Below are 14661 nucleotides of genomic sequence, written 5' to 3' on the forward strand. Positions count from 1 at the left end.
GCGTTCCTTACACCGGCTCGGGCTTGGCAGTCGGCAGGTCGATGCCGGGGAAAATCTTGATCACCGCCGAGTCGTCCTCGCGGCCAAAACCGGCGCTGGAAGCCTGCATGAACATCTGGTGCGCAGTGGCCGACAACGGCAGCGGGAATTTGCTCGCACGCGCGGTATCCAGCACCAGGCCGAGGTCCTTGACGAAAATATCCACCGCCGACAGTGGCGTGTAGTCGGCCTTGAGAATGTGCGGCACGCGGTTTTCGAACATCCAGGAATTGCCGGCGCTGTGGGTGATCACCTCGTACAAGGCATCGGCGTCCACGCCTTCGCGCAGGCCCAGGGCCATGGCTTCGGCGGAGGCGGCGATGTGCACGCCGGCGAGCAACTGGTTGATGATCTTGACCTTGGAGCCCAAACCATGGACGTCGCCCAGGCGATACACCTTGCCGGCCATGCCCGCCAGCACTGCATCGGCCTTGGCATAAGCGGCCTGCGGGCCGGAGGTCATCATGGTCATCTCACCGGCGGCGGCCTTGGCCGCACCGCCGGAAATCGGCGCATCCAGGTACAGCAGGCCGTGTTCGCCCAAGCGCTGGCCGAGGTCCACGGCGTAGGTCGGGGCCACGGTGGCACAGCCGATCACCAGGCTGGCGGGACGCAGCGCCGCCACGGCACCGCCCTCACCAAACAGCACGGTCTCGGTCTGCTCGGCGTTGACCACCACGGTGATGAGCACATCACAGGCCTCGGCCATCTGCGCCGGCGACGCGCACGCCACCCCGCCTTCGCCGGCGAACTGCCGGGTAACCGCCTCGCGTACATCACAGGCATGCACATTGAAACCTGCGCGCAACAGCGAGCGGGCAATGCCCAGCCCCATCGCGCCCAGACCGATCACACCGACATTCTTATTATTCATGGGGTACTCCAGGGGAAAACGGCGGCTGACACCACACCGGCGAGCCGCGTTGGAATTGGGATCGATCATCCACCAATGAACGGATTATGTGAAGTATTTTTTCGATCTAACATTTTTTAACATCGCCCCAAGAAGAATTTCACACCCCCTTTATCGCCTTACCCACGCAAACTCATTTGCGACGCTTGTGCTTTGCGTATTATGGTATACCATCATACGCAATCCACTCCCCCACACCTGATGGAGCCGCTCATGAGTTTCGAAATTCGCAAGATCGTCAGCTACGTTGAAGAAACCTTTATCGAAGGCGGCAAGGCCTCGGATACCCCGGTGAAGATGGTCGGCCTCGCCGTGGTGCTGAAGAATCCATGGCTGGGTCGTGGCTTCGTCGAAGACCTCAAGCCGGAGATCCGGGCCAATTGCTCCGACCTCGGCGCGCTGATGGTCGAGCGCCTGGTGGGCATCATTGGCGGCGCCGAAAACATCGAGGCGTATGGCAAGGCTGCTGTGGTCGGGGCCGATGGCGAGATCGAACACGCCAGCGCGATCATCCATACCCTGCGCTTCGGCAATCACTACCGTGAAGCGGTCAAGGCCAAGAGCTACCTGAGCTTCACCAACAAGCGCGGCGGCCCGGGCACCTCGATCCAGATCCCGATGATGCACAAGGACGACGAAGGCCTGCGTTCGCACTACATCACCCTGGAAATGCACATCGAGGATTCGCCGCGTGCCGATGAAATCGTCGTGGTATTGGGCTGCGCCGATGGCGGCCGCCTGCACCCTCGTATCGGCAACCGCTATATCGACCTGGAAGAGCTGGCCGCTGAAAAAGCCCAGTAAGCAAGACCGGCCAAAACAAAAAGCATGCAGGAGCGCTCCATGATTCGGCTCACCGCTGAACGCACCCCGGCTGGCACCAGTTATCTGGCGACCGGCCAAGGCCAGCCTGTGGTTTTGATCCACGGCGTGGGCCTGAATAAAGAAATGTGGGGCGGGCAAGTCGTTGGCCTGGCCACGAATTACCGCGTGATCACCTATGACATGCTCGGCCATGGCGCCAGCCCGCGCCCGGCCGCCGGCACGCCGCTGCTGGGGTATGCCGATCAGTTGCTGGAGCTGCTCGACCACCTGCAATTGCCCCAGGCCACGGTGATCGGTTTTTCCATGGGCGGCCTGGTCGCCCGGGCGTTTGCCCTGCACTACCCCGAGCGCCTCACATCCCTGGTAGTGCTCAACAGTGTGTTCAACCGCAGCCCCGAACAGCGTGCCGGCGTGATCGCACGCACCGCCCAGGCCGCCGAACACGGCCCGGATGCGAATGCCGAAGCTGCGCTGTCGCGCTGGTTCAGCCGTGAATACCAGGCGGCCAACCCGGCGCAGATCGCCGCCCTGCGTGAAACCCTGGCGGGCAACGACCCCCAGGGCTACCTGACTACCTACGAACTGTTTGCGACCCAGGACATGTACCGCGCCGACGACCTCAAGGGCTTGCGCGTACCGACCCTGGTCGCCACCGGCGAACTCGACCCCGGTTCAACCCCGGAAATGGCCCGGCAACTGGCCGATCGTATTCCCGGCGCCACCGTTGCGGTGCTGGCCGAGCAACGGCATATGATGCCGGTAGAATCGCCACGCCTGGTCAACCAGCTGCTGCTGGGCTTCCTCGACACGGTGTACGCCCAAAACAATCCAATCAAGGGGATCGTTGCATGACACTCGCACGCTTCCAGATGTGCATCGGCGGTGAATGGGTCGATGCCCTGTCCGGCAAGACTTTCGACAGCCTCAACCCGGCCCTGGCCGAACCCTGGGCGCAACTGCCCGACGCCGATGAGGCCGATGTGGAGCGCGCCGTGCAGGCCGCCCAAAGCGCCTTCGACAGCCCGGCCTGGCGTGGCCTCACCGCCACCGCACGGGGCAAATTGCTGCGCCGCCTGGGTGACCTGATCGCCGACAACAAGGAGCAACTGGCCCAGCTCGAAAGCCGCGATAACGGCAAGTTGATCCGCGAAACCCGTGGCCAGGTCAGCTACCTGCCGGAGTTTTTCCACTACACCGCCGGCCTGGCCGACAAGCTCGAAGGCGGCACCCTGCCGCTGGACAAGCCGGACCTGTTCGCCTACACCGTGCACGAAGCCATGGGCGTGGTCGCCGCGATCATTCCGTGGAACAGCCCGCTGTACCTGACCGCGATCAAACTCGCGCCGGCCCTGGCGGCGGGCAATACCATCGTGATCAAACCGTCGGAACACGCCTCGGCGACCATCCTCGAACTCGCGCGCCTGGCCCTCGAAGCCGGGATCCCAGCGGGCGTGGTCAACGTGGTCACCGGCTACGGCCCCAGCACCGGCGCCGCCCTCACCCGCCACCCACTGGTACGCAAGATCGCCTTCACCGGCGGCGCGGCCACGGCCCGCCACGTGGTGCGCAGCAGCGCGGAGAACTTCGCCAGGCTGTCCCTGGAACTGGGCGGCAAATCGCCGAATATCATCTTTGCCGACGCCGACCTCGACAGCGCCATCAACGGTGCGATTGCCGGTATCTACGCGGCGTCCGGGCAGAGCTGCGTGTCCGGTTCGCGCCTGCTGGTGCAGGATGAGATCTACGACGAATTCGTCGAGCGCCTGGTGGCACGTGCCGAGCGCATCCGCATCGGCAACCCCCAGGACGACGCCAGCGAAATGGGGCCCATGGCCACCGCGCAGCAACTGGCCGTGGTCGAGGGCTTGGTCGCCGATGCCATCGCTGAAGGCGCGCGCCTGCGCACCGGTGGCAAACGCCCGCAGAACCTCGGTGAAGGCTGGTTCTATGAGCCAACCTTGTTCGAGTGCGACAGCAACTCGATGAAGATCATGCAGGAAGAAGTGTTCGGCCCGGTGGCCTCGGTCATCCGTTTCAAGGACGAAGCCGAAGCGCTGGCCATCGCCAACGACTCGCAATTCGGCCTCGCCGCCGGCATCTGGACCCGCGACCTCGGCCGCGCCCACCGCCTGGCGCGGGACGTGCGCTCGGGGATCATCTGGGTCAACACCTACCGTGCCGTGTCGGCAATGGCGCCTATCGGCGGCTTCAAGAACAGCGGCTACGGCCGTGAAAGCGGCATTGATTCGGTGCTCGCCTACACCGAGCTGAAGACGGTGTGGATCAACCTCTCCCAGGCGCCCATGCCTGATCCTTTCGTGATGCGCTAAGAGACCCCGACCATGATCGAACCCGGCATTTACAAAGACGTCATGAGCTCATTCCCCTCCGGGGTCACGGTGGTCACCACCCTCGACCCGGACGGCGGTATCGTCGGCATTACCGCCAGTGCGTTCAGCGCGCTGTCGATCGACCCGGCGCTGGTGCTGTTCTGCCCTAACTATGGGTCGGACACCTACCCGATCCTGCGCGACAGCAAGCGCTTCGCGATCCACTTGCTGTCCGCCGACCAGACCGCCGAGGCCTATGCTTTCGCCAGCAAAGGCAAGGAAAAGGCCAAGGGCATCGAGTGGCACCTGAGCGAGTTGGGCAACCCGCTGCTGGCCAAGGCCACGGCGATCATTGAGTGCGAACTGTGGCGCGAATACGACGGCGGCGATCACGCGATCATCGTCGGCGCGGTAAAGAACCTGATCCTGCCCAAGGAGCCGGTCACGCCGATGATCTACCACAAGGGCAAGCTGGGCCCGCTGCCGGCCCTGGCCTGAGGCGCGCGGGGGCCGTGAGGGTTTGTCGCTTAAGGAACGCAGCATGATAAACTTGGGCACGATTTTCGGCCCTCAATCGGCCCCGGCCGGCCGAGGCCTCCAGTTAACCGCTAAATTCAGAGCAGACCCCATGAAACGCGCGCCCCTCGACGACAGCTTCAAGGTCAATCACAACCCGGTCACCCTGCGCGAAATCGTGCTGGAAAAACTGCGCAGCGCCATCATGAACTTCCAACTGCTGCCCGGTGACCGCCTGGTGGAGCGCGACCTGTGCGACCGCCTCGGCGTCAGCCGCACCTCGGTACGCGAAGCCTTGCGTCACCTGGAGTCCGAAGGCCTGGTGGAATTCGCCGATGCCAAGGGCCCGCAGGTGGCGATCATCACCCTGGCCGACGCCGTCGACATCTATGAACTGCGCTGCGTGCTCGAAGGCTTGATCGTGCAGCTGTTTACCCTGCGCGCCAAGGCCAAGGACATCAAAGCCCTGGAAAAAGCCCTGGAAGAAAACCGCAAGGCCCTCAAGGACGGTGAGCTGCAACAGGTCATCGACTCGGTCCAGGGCTTCTACGACGTGCTGCTTGAAGGTTCGGGCAACCATGTGGCGGCCACCCAGTTGCGCCAGTTGCAAGCGCGCATCAGCTACCTGCGCGCCACCTCGGTGTCCCAGGAAAACCGTCGCGGCACCAGTAACCAGGAAATGGAACGCATGGTCCAGGCGATCAAGAGCGGCGACCCGCTGGCGGCCCACCAGGCCTGCGTCGATCACGTGCGCGCCGCCGCCGCTGTGGCCCTGGACTACCTCAAGCGCAAACAGGAAGAAACCGGCAAGATTCCGGAAATCACCCTGCCCATCGCGCTGAAAGAACCGCGCATAGGTCACTGACCTTGGCCAGCCCCAGTTTTTGCCCGACATGCGGCGGCAGTGACCTCGGTCACCAGCTGCCACCGGGCGATACCCATGAGCGCCTGATGTGCCGGGGCTGCGGCTATATCCACTACATCAACCCCAAGATCATCGCCGGCTGCATCATCGAGCAGGACGGCAAATACCTGCTGTGCCAACGGGCGATCCCGCCCCGCCCGGGCACCTGGACCTTGCCTGCCGGCTTTATGGAAGGTGGCGAAACCACTGAGCAGGCGGCGTTGCGTGAAGTCTGGGAAGAAAGCGGCGTACGCGCCGAGATCCTCTCGCCCTACTCGATCTTCAGCGTGCCCAGGATCAGCGAGGTGTACATCATCTTCCGCGCCATCGCGCTGGAGATCACCGGCCAGTTCGGCCCGGAAACCCTCGACTACAAGTTCTTCGCGCCCGAGGAGATTCCCTGGGAGAGCATCTACTACCCGGCGATCCGGCAGATTCTCGAACGGTATATCGAGGAACGCCAGGCTGGGGTGTATGGCATCTATATCGGTAATGACGACAGCGGCAAGATCCACTTTATCCGCTGATCTCACGGCTAAACACGGATCAAAATGTGGGAGGGGGCTTGCTCCCGATAGCGGTGTATCAGTCAGCATCCTTGTAGCTGACAGACCTCTATCGGGAGCAAGCCCCCTCCCACATTTGGCCCATGTTCGGCCTGATGACCTAGGGTGCTAGCCCTTCCACAATGATGATCTGCGCCAGCCCCGCCCCTTCACGGTGCGCCTTCGCCTCCTGATATTCAGCGGACTCATAACACGCCACCGCCTGCTCATAGCTCTCAAACTCAATCACCACATTACGCTGCCGTGCCGGCCCGCCTTCCATTGCCTCGCTGCGCCCGCCCCTGGCCAGGAACCGCCCGCCAAACTTCGCAAACGCCGCCGGCGCGCGCTGGGTGTACTGCGTGTATTGCTCGGCATCGGACACATCCACATGCGCAATCCAGTAGGCCTTCATCGTGACATCCTCTTGTTGAGTTTTTGTGGTATACCATAATACATACAACCAACAAATCGAGCACTCTCCATGTCCTTCAACAGCATCGCAGACATCATCGAAGACTACCGCCAAGGCAAGATGGTGCTCCTGGTGGACGACGAAGACCGGGAAAACGAAGGCGACCTGTTGCTGCCTGCGGCCTGCTGTACCGCCGAGACTATCAGTTTCATGGCTCGCGAAGCCCGTGGCCTGATCTGCCTGACCCTCACCGACGAACACTGCCAGCGCCTGGGCCTGGAACAGATGGTGCCGAGCAATGGCAGCGTGTTCAGCACCGCGTTTACCGTGTCCATCGAAGCCGCCAGCGGCGTGACTACCGGCATCTCCGCCGCCGACCGCGCACGCACCGTGGCAGCGGCCGTAGATGTCAATGCCGGGCCGGCCGACATCGTGCAGCCGGGGCATATCTTCCCGTTGCGCGCCAAGGATGGCGGCGTGTTGACGCGCGCCGGCCACACCGAAGCCGGCTGCGACTTGGCGCGCCTGGCCGGGCACACCCCGGCGTCGGTGATCGTCGAAGTGATGAACGACGACGGCACCATGGCCCGCCGCCCCGACCTGGAAATCTTCGCGCGCAAGCACGGCATCAAGATCGGCACCATCGCCGACCTGATCCACTACCGCCTCAGCACCGAACGCACCGTGGTGCGCATCGGCGAACGCGACCTGCCCACGGTGCACGGCACGTTCCGCCTGATCACCTTTGAAGACCGCATCGACGGCGGCGTGCACATGGCCATGGTGATGGGCCAGTTGCGCCGCGATACCCCGGCGCTGGTGCGCGTGCATGTGATCGACCCGCTGCGCGACCTGGTCGGTGCCGACTACAGCGGCCCGTCCAACTGGACGCTGTGGGCGGCCTTGCAACGTGTCGCCGCTGAAGGCAGCGGCGTGGTGGTGGTGCTGGCCAACCATGAGTCGTCCCAGGCGCTGCTGGAACGCGTGCCGCAACTGACCCAGGCACCGCGTCAGTTCAACCGCTCGCAGTCGCGCATCTATTCCGAAGTGGGCACCGGGGCGCAGATCTTGCAGGACCTCGGCGTCGGCAAGTTGCGTCACCTCGGCCCGCCCCTCAAATACGCCGGGCTGACCGGCTACGACCTGGAGGTGGTCGAGAGCATTCCCTTCACCGAATGACGGATAACCGGTAAGGCAAAATGCTTGCACAAAGTTTGGAATACCATAATATGATATTCCATAGACCGAACGCTTCCGCCAAGTGCGCCCGCCAGGGAGAGCACCAATAACAGCCCTTGGCACGGTCGCCTTTTGGGGCCTCGATTAGAGGCCCCGGATGGACCTACTGCTCCCGATAGGCGGGCATTACCAAGCCCGCTCAATAACAAAACAAATGAGGGCGTGAAAATGGTGTTGAACAAACGTGCAACCGCAGTGCTGTTCGCGGGTTTATTGGCCACGGCCACTCACGCGGCCATGGCGGCCGAAAGCGTCAATTTCGTGAGCTGGGGCGGTAGCACCCAGGATGCGCAGAAGCAGGCCTGGGCCGACCCGTTCAGCAAGGCCAGCGGCATTACCGTGGTCCAGGATGGCCCCACCGACTACGGCAAACTCAAGGCTATGGTCGAAAGCGGCAACGTGCAGTGGGACGTGGTGGATGTCGAGGCCGACTTTGCCTTGCGCGCCGCCGCCGAAGGCCTGCTCGAACCCCTCGACTTCTCGGTGATCCAGCGCGACAAGATCGACCCGCGCTTCGTCTCCGACCATGGCGTGGGCTCGTTCTTCTTCTCCTTCGTGCTCGGCTACAACGAAGGCAAGCTCGGCGCCGGCAAGCCCCAGGACTGGACCGCGCTGTTCGACACCAAGACCTACCCCGGCAAGCGCGCCCTCTACAAATGGCCAAGCCCCGGCGTGCTCGAACTGGCGCTGCTGGCCGACGGCGTCCCGGCCGACAAGCTCTACCCCCTGGACCTGGACCGCGCCTTCAAGAAACTCGACACCATCAAGAAAGACATCGTCTGGTGGGGCGGCGGTGCGCAGTCGCAACAGTTGTTGGCCTCCGGCGAAGTCAGCATGGGCCAGTTCTGGAACGGTCGCATCCACGCCCTGCAGGAAGACGGCGCGCCCGTGGGCGTGAGCTGGAAGCAGAACCTGGTCATGGCCGACATCCTCGTCGTGCCTAAAGGATCGAAAAACAAAGCGGCGGCGATGAAGTTCCTGGCCAACGCCAGCAGCGCCAAGGGCCAGGCAGATTTCTCCAACCTGACCGCCTACGCACCGGTGAACATCGACAGCGTGCAGCGCCTGGATTCGGTGCTCGCGCCGAACCTGCCGACTGCCTACGTCAAGGACCAGATCACCCTCGATTTCGCCTACTGGGCCAAGAACGGTCCGGCCATTGCGACACGGTGGAATGAATGGCTAGTCAAATGAAAATGACGGCAACCACACCGACCGGGAGCGCCCTCGGCGCTGCCGGCGCGGTTTCGCCCAAGGCCGGGGCGCCGTCCCTGGCACAGCGCTGGCGGGGCTCGAGCAACCTGATCCCGGCCCTGCTGTTCCTCGGCCTGTTCTTCCTGGCGCCGCTGATCGGCCTGCTGCTGCGCGGTGTGCTGGAGCCGGTGCCGGGCCTGGGCAACTATGAACAGCTGTTCGCCAACTCGGCCTATGCACGGGTGCTGCTCAACACCTTTTCGGTGGCGGGCCTGGTGACCCTGTTCAGCCTGCTGCTGGGCTTTCCGCTGGCCTGGGCGATCACCCTGGTGCCGCGCGGCTGGGGACGCTGGATCCTGAATATTGTGCTGCTGTCGATGTGGACCAGCCTGCTCGCCCGCACTTACTCCTGGCTGGTCTTGCTGCAAGCCTCCGGGGTGATCAACAAGGCGCTGATGGCCATGGGCATCATCGATGTGCCCCTGGAGATGGTGCATAACCTCACCGGCGTGGTGATCGGCATGAGCTACATCATGATCCCGTTCATCGTGCTGCCATTGCAGGCGACCATGCAGGCCATCGACCCGATGATCCTGCAGGCCGGCTCGATCTGCGGCGCGAGCCCGTGGACCAACTTCTTCCGCGTGTTCCTGCCGCTGTGCCGGCCGGGGTTGTTCTCCGGCGGCCTGATGGTGTTCGTGATGTCCCTCGGTTACTACGTCACCCCGGCACTGCTCGGCGGTGCGCAGAACATGATGCTGCCCGAGTTCATCATCCAGCAGGTGCAATCGTTCCTCAATTGGGGCCTGGCCAGTGCCGGCGCCGCGTTGCTGATCTTCATCACTCTGGTGCTGTTCTACTTCTACCTGAAGCTTCAGCCGGAATCCCCGGTTGGCGCCAGCAACGCGAGGTAAGCCGTCATGCTCCTGACCCCCAATGCCATGAGCCGCAGGATGCGCTTGGGCCTCTACACCACCACCGGGTTGATCGGCCTGTTCCTGCTGCTGCCGATCGTGTTCATCGTGCTGCTGTCGTTCGGCTCGTCGCAATGGCTGGTGTTCCCGCCGCCGGGCTGGACGCTGAAATGGTACGGCCAGTTCTTCTCCAACGCCGACTGGATGAACGCAGCCATGGCCAGCCTCAAGGTGGCCGTGCTGACCACCGTATTCGCCGTCGCCCTCGGCCTGCCCACCGCCTTTGCCCTGGTGCGCGGGCGCTTCCCCGGCCGTGAATTGCTCTACGGCCTGTTCACCCTGCCGATGATCGTGCCGCTGGTGATCATCGCCGTGGCGGTGTACGCGCTGTTCCTGAAGCTTGGCTACACCGGCACGATGTTCGCCTTTGTGGTCAGCCATGTGATCGTGGCGCTGCCGTTCACCATCATCTCGATCATCAACTCGCTGAAACTGTTCGACCAGTCGATCGAAGACGCGGCGGTGATCTGCGGCGCCTCGCGGTTGCAGGCGGTGTTCAAGGTGACCTTTCCGGCGATTCGTCCGGGGATGGTCGCCGGTGCGCTGTTCGCCTTCCTGGTCTCGTGGGACGAAGTGGTGCTCAGCGTGATGATGGCCAGCCCGACCCTGCAAACCCTTCCCGTAAAAATGTGGACCACCCTGCGCCAGGACCTGACGCCTGTGATCGCCGTCGCGTCGACGCTGCTGATCGGCCTCTCGGTGCTGGTCATGGTGATTGCCGCCGCCGTTCGCCGGCGTACCGAAACCCGCGCTTGAGCGCCGAGGAGAAGAACATGAGTGCAGTGATCAACGATGTCGCGCAGAGCCATGGCCAACCCCTGGTCAGCCTGCGCAACCTGAACAAGCACTACGGCGAATTCGCTGCCGTGGACAATATCTCGCTGGACATCCAGGACGGCGAATTCCTCACCTTCCTCGGCTCCAGCGGCTCGGGCAAAAGCACCACGCTGTCGATGCTCGCCGGCTTCGAAACACCGAGCAGCGGCGAGATCCTGGTCAGCGGCCAATCACTGGTCAACGTACCGCCGCACAAACGCGACATCGGCATGGTGTTCCAGCGTTACTCGCTGTTCCCGCATTTGTCGGTGCGCGACAATATCGCCTTCCCCCTGGCGATTCGCAAACTGGCCAGCGCTGAACGCGAAAAGCGCGTCGACGCCATGCTCAAGCTGGTGCAGCTTGAGCAATTTGCGCATCGCCGCCCTTCGCAATTGTCCGGCGGCCAACAGCAACGGGTCGCCATCGCCCGCGCGCTGGTGTACGAACCCCGCATCCTGCTGATGGACGAACCCCTCGGCGCCCTCGACAAGAAGTTGCGCGAAGACCTGCAGGACGAACTGCGCCAACTGCACCGGCGCCTGGGCATCACCATCGTCTACGTGACCCACGACCAGGAAGAAGCCATGCGCCTGTCCCAGCGCATCGCGATTTTCAGCCACGGCAAGATCGTCGGCCTGGGCAGCGGCTTCGACCTGTACCAGAACCCGCCGAACGCGTTCGTGGCGTCGTTCCTCGGCAACTCCAACTTCCTCAAGCTCAAGGCCCAGGGCAACGCGGCGGCGGCGTTCGAAGGCCGATCCGTGTCGATCCGCCTGACCAGCGGCCTGCACACCGAGCAGGATGTGCTGCTGATGGTACGCCCGGAAAAAGCCCTGGCGCTGAGTGTCGAACAGGCCGCTGAGCAACCGCTGGCGGCGGGCTGGAATGAAGTGTCGGCGATTGTGGGTGAGGTGCTGTTCCTCGGCGAAAGCCAGACCTGCACAGTGAAAACCCTCGGCGGCACATCGATGACAGTCAAGGCGCTGTCCGCTGCGGGCATGCCCCTCAAGGCCGGCGACCCGGTGCGTGTGCGCTGGGCGACGGCGGATGCGTGTGTGTATACGCAGTGGGCGGAGAGTGATCTGAACAAGGCCGCAGGCGCGCATTGAATCCCATGTGGGAGGGGGCTTGCCCTAATGCCAGTCAGTTAAGGCTTTTTGTAGGAGCGAGCTTGCTCGCGAAAAACTCACAGGCGCCGCGTTCATTCAGGAAGCACGCGTTATCGTTGACGTTTTTCGCGAGCAAGCTCGCTCCTACAGGAGGCGATGTACGCTTAACTGACTGGCATTAGGGCTTGCCCCCGATAGCGTTGTGTCAGTTAAAGATGCATTCACTGACACTCCCTCATCGGGGCAAGCCCCCTCCCACATTTGAGGTGCGTTTATCCGTCAACTCTTGCGCTCGAAAATCGCCCCCTCGATCCCCAGCACTTCACGGGTATCCGCATAAATCCCCACGCCCTTCTCCCACACGTGCTTGATCGACCGGTCGGCGCAGCGAATCCGGTAATTGAGCTCGAACGGCTCCTGCCGTGACAACGCATATTGCACCTCGCGCCATACGTAGTCAGCGTCCTGCGCCAGGATCAGGCTGTTGTAGGTGAACTCATGGTTGTCCACCAGGCGTTCGGCAGGGTAGCCGGTGAGTTGCAGGCAGCCGGCGCTGACGAATTCCATGGTCCAGTCGCGGTTGTTGCGGCCGCGATAGATCAGGCCCGGCATGCTGTCGAGCAAGCTCATGCTGCTGCGCTGGCTGGCCTGCCAGGCGATTTCGCGGCGCTTGTGGGCAGTAACGTCCCCGGCCACCAAATAGAAGCCTTGGGGGCCGCGCTTAAGGCTGATCTCGAACCAGCGCAGTTCGCCACTGGGGTGCACAAAGCGCAGGCGCTGGTTGAATGAGGTGTCGGGGCGGCGGCGCAGTTCATTCAAGGCCTGGCGCCATAGCGGGCGGTCTTCCTGGTGCACGTAGTCCATCAGGTTGCGCTCCGCGCCCGGCGGGCCCATCAACTCGGCCCAGGCCAGGTTGAAGTGGGCGATCTGGCCGTTGTCGCGCAGTTGCAATAAGGCGGCGGGAAAGCAATCCATCAGGTCAATCGGCGGGGGCGCAAACGCTTCGGGGCTGTCCCTCATCTAGTGGCGCTCCTCGTGTTTCATCAAGGCGCCGCTGTGCACCCAGGCCGCCAGCTCCAGGCGCGAATGCAGGCCGAGCTTCTGCAACAGGCTGCGCACGTAGATTTTCACCGTGCCGTCGCTGATCCCCAGCTCCCGGCCGATCTGTTTGTTGCTCATGCCGGCGGCGATCAGCGCCAGGGTCTGGCCTTCGCGCTCGGTAAGGTTTTCGCTGCCCGCAGCCTCACACGCTTGCGTGGGCTCGGCCTGGTCGGCGAGCAAGGCAATCAGGCTCGAGTCCAGCACGATCGCGCCCTTGTGACAGTTGCGCATATACGCCAGCAACGCATCCGGCTCGGTTTCCTTGAGCACATAACCGCTGGCGCCCAGGCGCAAGGCCGTGAGCAACTCGGCGCGGTCCATGGAGGCGGTGAGCACCACCACCTGGCAATCCAGGCGCAACTGGCGCAGTTCGTCCAGCACCTGCAAGCCGCTGAGGCCGGGCATGTGCAAATCCAGCAGCACCTGTTGCGGCGTCAGGCTCACGGCCAGGTTGATGCCCTCGCGGCCGCTGGCCGCCTGCCCCACCACTTCGAAGTCGCCGCTGGCATCGAACAACTGCGCCAGGCCCTTGCGAAACAACGGGTGATCATCGATCAGTAATAAGGTCGTGCAGTCCATCGAGACTCCCCTGTGGCAGATCGTGGTGGCGGCGCAGGCCAAGGTGCACGCGCACCCCGTGCGGGCGGATCGCTTCTATGCTCAGCCGTGCGCCGATGCTGGCGGCGCGCTCGCGGATAATCGCCAGGCCGAAATGGTTGTGCTCGTCGCAGGCCGGGATCAAGCCGATGCCATCGTCTTCCACCGACACCGAGGCGTCGCCGTCCTGGGTCTGGCGCAGTTCGATGCGCACGTGGCGCGCGTGGGAATGCCGCACCGCATTGGCCAGGGCCTCGCGAATGATCTGCAGGATCTGCAATTCGGTTTCCGGGCTCAGGGCGTCGTCGGCCAGGCGGTTGTCGAGTTCGAAGACAATGATGCAGCGCCGCGAGAACTCCGCGACCGAATCGGCCAGGGCCTGGCGCAGCGAGCGCCCGTCCATGGTCAGACGCGCACTGGTGATCAGCTCGCGCACCTGGCGTTGCAGTTGGCTCAGGCCGGTGCACAAGTCCTGCAGTGCCGGCTCGCCCAGCTGCGACTGCAATCCATGGGCCTGGAACGACAGGTAGCCCAACTGCTGCGCCACCGAATCGTGCAGCTCACGGGCCAGGGCGCCGTGGCGGGAGGTCGCCTGTTTGCGCTGCTGCTCACGGTTGTGGCTGCGCAGGCGTACGCTCACGCCTACCGCCTGCGCCGCCTCTTCCAGTAACTGGCGCCAACTGGCACCGGCGCGCCGGGGGGTGTCGAGCAGCAATGCGCCCTTTTCACCCTCGGGCAAGGCGCACACCAGACGGTGCACGCCCCGTTGCCGGCAAGGTCCGCAGGCTTGGGGAGCGTCCGTCACGCTGGCGTCGCGCCAGGGGCAACGCGCGACCGCCTGGCAGCCGTCGACCCACCCTCGCCGCGTCGGGCCCAGGTCTTCGCCGCCGAGGATCAGGTTAAGCCGGGCAGGCGGCAGCAGTGCGTCGAAACGGTCCAGGAAACCCGACAAGGCACCGTCAGCGTGCAGGGGCAACCCGGCCAACAACCTGCGCACGCTGCGCGCCTGTTCGGCGCGTACAGGCCCCAACCAGAGCGGCCAGCCTTTTGGTCGTGTCAGCACTCTTTGATAACTCCCCGTCCGGTTGCTCTGTGTGGTCGAAAGGCCCAGCAACTTCCATGCCCCGAATGGCCGGCGCGC

Annotated in this window: 16 protein-coding genes; 11 read left to right on the forward strand and 5 right to left on the reverse strand. The window is 63.6% G+C overall.

The window, feature by feature from the left end; genetic code table 11:
- Window positions 1–7: 7 nt before the first annotated feature.
- Window positions 8–982 (reverse strand): L-threonate dehydrogenase, encoded by a 975-nt coding sequence (gene ltnD / locus PspCFBP13509_RS29780; RefSeq protein ID WP_256097762.1) that lies wholly within the window; start codon window positions 980–982, stop codon window positions 8–10.
- 183 nt (window positions 983–1165) lie between these two features.
- Between ltnD and PspCFBP13509_RS29785 the strand changes: the two genes are divergently transcribed.
- From PspCFBP13509_RS29785 to PspCFBP13509_RS29810, 6 genes are all read left to right on the forward strand, one after another.
- A complete protein-coding gene (locus PspCFBP13509_RS29785) occupies window positions 1166–1756 on the forward strand; it encodes an amino acid synthesis family protein (RefSeq protein ID WP_027603604.1) in 591 nt (196 codons plus the stop codon).
- A gap of 39 nt (window positions 1757–1795) precedes the next feature.
- Window positions 1796–2629, forward strand: a complete 834-nt coding sequence (locus PspCFBP13509_RS29790) for an alpha/beta fold hydrolase (RefSeq protein WP_027603603.1) — start codon at window positions 1796–1798, stop codon at window positions 2627–2629.
- A complete protein-coding gene (locus PspCFBP13509_RS29795) occupies window positions 2626–4107 on the forward strand; it encodes an aldehyde dehydrogenase (RefSeq protein ID WP_065946547.1) in 1482 nt (493 codons plus the stop codon). Before PspCFBP13509_RS29790 ends, PspCFBP13509_RS29795 begins: the two co-directional genes overlap by 4 nt.
- A 12-nt stretch (window positions 4108–4119) precedes the next feature.
- The gene (locus PspCFBP13509_RS29800) at window positions 4120–4605 is read left to right on the forward strand and encodes a flavin reductase family protein (RefSeq protein ID WP_027603601.1); all 486 of its coding nucleotides are present in this window, start codon (window positions 4120–4122) and stop codon (window positions 4603–4605) included.
- A 130-nt stretch (window positions 4606–4735) separates the two neighbouring features.
- On the forward strand, window positions 4736–5488 hold the full coding sequence (locus PspCFBP13509_RS29805) for a GntR family transcriptional regulator (protein WP_027603600.1): 753 nt from the start codon (window positions 4736–4738) through the stop codon (window positions 5486–5488).
- Between the two features lie 2 nt (window positions 5489–5490).
- Window positions 5491–6054: an NUDIX hydrolase gene (locus PspCFBP13509_RS29810; RefSeq protein WP_065926395.1), complete on the forward strand. Its 564-nt coding sequence runs from the start codon at window positions 5491–5493 to the stop codon at window positions 6052–6054.
- A 139-nt stretch (window positions 6055–6193) separates the two neighbouring features.
- On the opposite strand, the gene PspCFBP13509_RS29815 is transcribed toward PspCFBP13509_RS29810, so the two are convergent.
- Window positions 6194–6487: a DUF1330 domain-containing protein gene (locus PspCFBP13509_RS29815; protein ID WP_065926396.1), complete on the reverse strand. Its 294-nt coding sequence runs from the start codon at window positions 6485–6487 to the stop codon at window positions 6194–6196.
- Window positions 6488–6556: 69 nt separating this feature from the next.
- Here PspCFBP13509_RS29815 and ribBA point away from each other — a divergent pair, with 69 nt between their 5' ends.
- The 5 genes from ribBA (at window position 6557) to PspCFBP13509_RS29840 (ending at window position 11822) form a co-directional block, all read left to right on the forward strand.
- Complete coding sequence (gene ribBA / locus PspCFBP13509_RS29820) at window positions 6557–7666, forward strand: bifunctional 3,4-dihydroxy-2-butanone-4-phosphate synthase/GTP cyclohydrolase II (protein WP_065946545.1); 1110 nt, start codon at window positions 6557–6559, stop codon at window positions 7664–7666.
- A 228-nt stretch (window positions 7667–7894) separates the two neighbouring features.
- Window positions 7895–8920, forward strand: coding sequence for an ABC transporter substrate-binding protein (locus PspCFBP13509_RS29825; protein ID WP_027603596.1), 1026 nt, complete (start codon window positions 7895–7897; stop codon window positions 8918–8920).
- Window positions 8917–9834 (forward strand): ABC transporter permease, encoded by a 918-nt coding sequence (locus PspCFBP13509_RS29830; protein WP_065926398.1) that lies wholly within the window; start codon window positions 8917–8919, stop codon window positions 9832–9834. Before PspCFBP13509_RS29825 ends, PspCFBP13509_RS29830 begins: the two co-directional genes overlap by 4 nt.
- Window positions 9835–9840: 6 nt before the next feature.
- Window positions 9841–10650, forward strand: coding sequence for an ABC transporter permease (locus PspCFBP13509_RS29835; RefSeq protein ID WP_010567348.1), 810 nt, complete (start codon window positions 9841–9843; stop codon window positions 10648–10650).
- A 17-nt stretch (window positions 10651–10667) separates the two neighbouring features.
- On the forward strand, window positions 10668–11822 hold the full coding sequence (locus tag PspCFBP13509_RS29840) for an ABC transporter ATP-binding protein (RefSeq protein WP_065926399.1): 1155 nt from the start codon (window positions 10668–10670) through the stop codon (window positions 11820–11822).
- A 279-nt stretch (window positions 11823–12101) separates the two neighbouring features.
- Here PspCFBP13509_RS29840 and PspCFBP13509_RS29845 read toward each other — a convergent pair whose 3' ends face one another.
- The 3 genes from PspCFBP13509_RS29845 to PspCFBP13509_RS29855 are packed head-to-tail and all read right to left on the reverse strand — an operon-like array spanning window position 12102 to window position 14517.
- Window positions 12102–12842: a PAS domain-containing protein gene (locus PspCFBP13509_RS29845; RefSeq protein WP_065946542.1), complete on the reverse strand. Its 741-nt coding sequence runs from the start codon at window positions 12840–12842 to the stop codon at window positions 12102–12104.
- Window positions 12843–13502: a response regulator gene (locus PspCFBP13509_RS29850; RefSeq protein ID WP_065926401.1), complete on the reverse strand. Its 660-nt coding sequence runs from the start codon at window positions 13500–13502 to the stop codon at window positions 12843–12845.
- The gene (locus PspCFBP13509_RS29855; protein ID WP_065926408.1) at window positions 13471–14517 is read right to left on the reverse strand and encodes an ATP-binding protein; all 1047 of its coding nucleotides are present in this window, start codon (window positions 14515–14517) and stop codon (window positions 13471–13473) included. The genes PspCFBP13509_RS29850 and PspCFBP13509_RS29855 overlap by 32 nt, the downstream gene beginning before the upstream one ends.
- Window positions 14518–14661 lie beyond the last annotated feature (144 nt).

This window comes from Pseudomonas sp. CFBP13509 (genome assembly GCF_005233485.1).
Lineage (GTDB): Bacteria > Pseudomonadota > Gammaproteobacteria > Pseudomonadales > Pseudomonadaceae > Aquipseudomonas > Aquipseudomonas marginalis.

Bases quoted from the DNA above. Each gene is read 5' to 3' on its own strand.
- ltnD (WP_256097762.1), bottom strand. From the start codon at position 982: ATGATCGATCCCAATTCCAACGCGGCTCGCCGGTGTGGTGTCAGCCGC.
- PspCFBP13509_RS29785 (WP_027603604.1), top strand. From the start codon at position 1,166: ATGAGTTTCGAAATTCGCAAGATCGTCAGCTACGTTGAAGAAACCTTT.
- PspCFBP13509_RS29790 (WP_027603603.1), top strand. From the start codon at position 1,796: ATGATTCGGCTCACCGCTGAACGCACCCCGGCTGGCACCAGTTATCTG.
- PspCFBP13509_RS29795 (WP_065946547.1), top strand. From the start codon at position 2,626: ATGACACTCGCACGCTTCCAGATGTGCATCGGCGGTGAATGGGTCGAT.
- PspCFBP13509_RS29800 (WP_027603601.1), top strand. From the start codon at position 4,120: ATGATCGAACCCGGCATTTACAAAGACGTCATGAGCTCATTCCCCTCC.
- PspCFBP13509_RS29805 (WP_027603600.1), top strand. From the start codon at position 4,736: ATGAAACGCGCGCCCCTCGACGACAGCTTCAAGGTCAATCACAACCCG.
- PspCFBP13509_RS29815 (WP_065926396.1), bottom strand. From the start codon at position 6,487: ATGAAGGCCTACTGGATTGCGCATGTGGATGTGTCCGATGCCGAGCAA.
- ribBA (WP_065946545.1), top strand. From the start codon at position 6,557: ATGTCCTTCAACAGCATCGCAGACATCATCGAAGACTACCGCCAAGGC.
- PspCFBP13509_RS29825 (WP_027603596.1), top strand. From the start codon at position 7,895: ATGGTGTTGAACAAACGTGCAACCGCAGTGCTGTTCGCGGGTTTATTG.
- PspCFBP13509_RS29830 (WP_065926398.1), top strand. From the start codon at position 8,917: ATGAAAATGACGGCAACCACACCGACCGGGAGCGCCCTCGGCGCTGCC.
- PspCFBP13509_RS29835 (WP_010567348.1), top strand. From the start codon at position 9,841: ATGCTCCTGACCCCCAATGCCATGAGCCGCAGGATGCGCTTGGGCCTC.
- PspCFBP13509_RS29840 (WP_065926399.1), top strand. From the start codon at position 10,668: ATGAGTGCAGTGATCAACGATGTCGCGCAGAGCCATGGCCAACCCCTG.
- PspCFBP13509_RS29845 (WP_065946542.1), bottom strand. From the start codon at position 12,842: ATGAGGGACAGCCCCGAAGCGTTTGCGCCCCCGCCGATTGACCTGATG.
- PspCFBP13509_RS29850 (WP_065926401.1), bottom strand. From the start codon at position 13,502: ATGGACTGCACGACCTTATTACTGATCGATGATCACCCGTTGTTTCGC.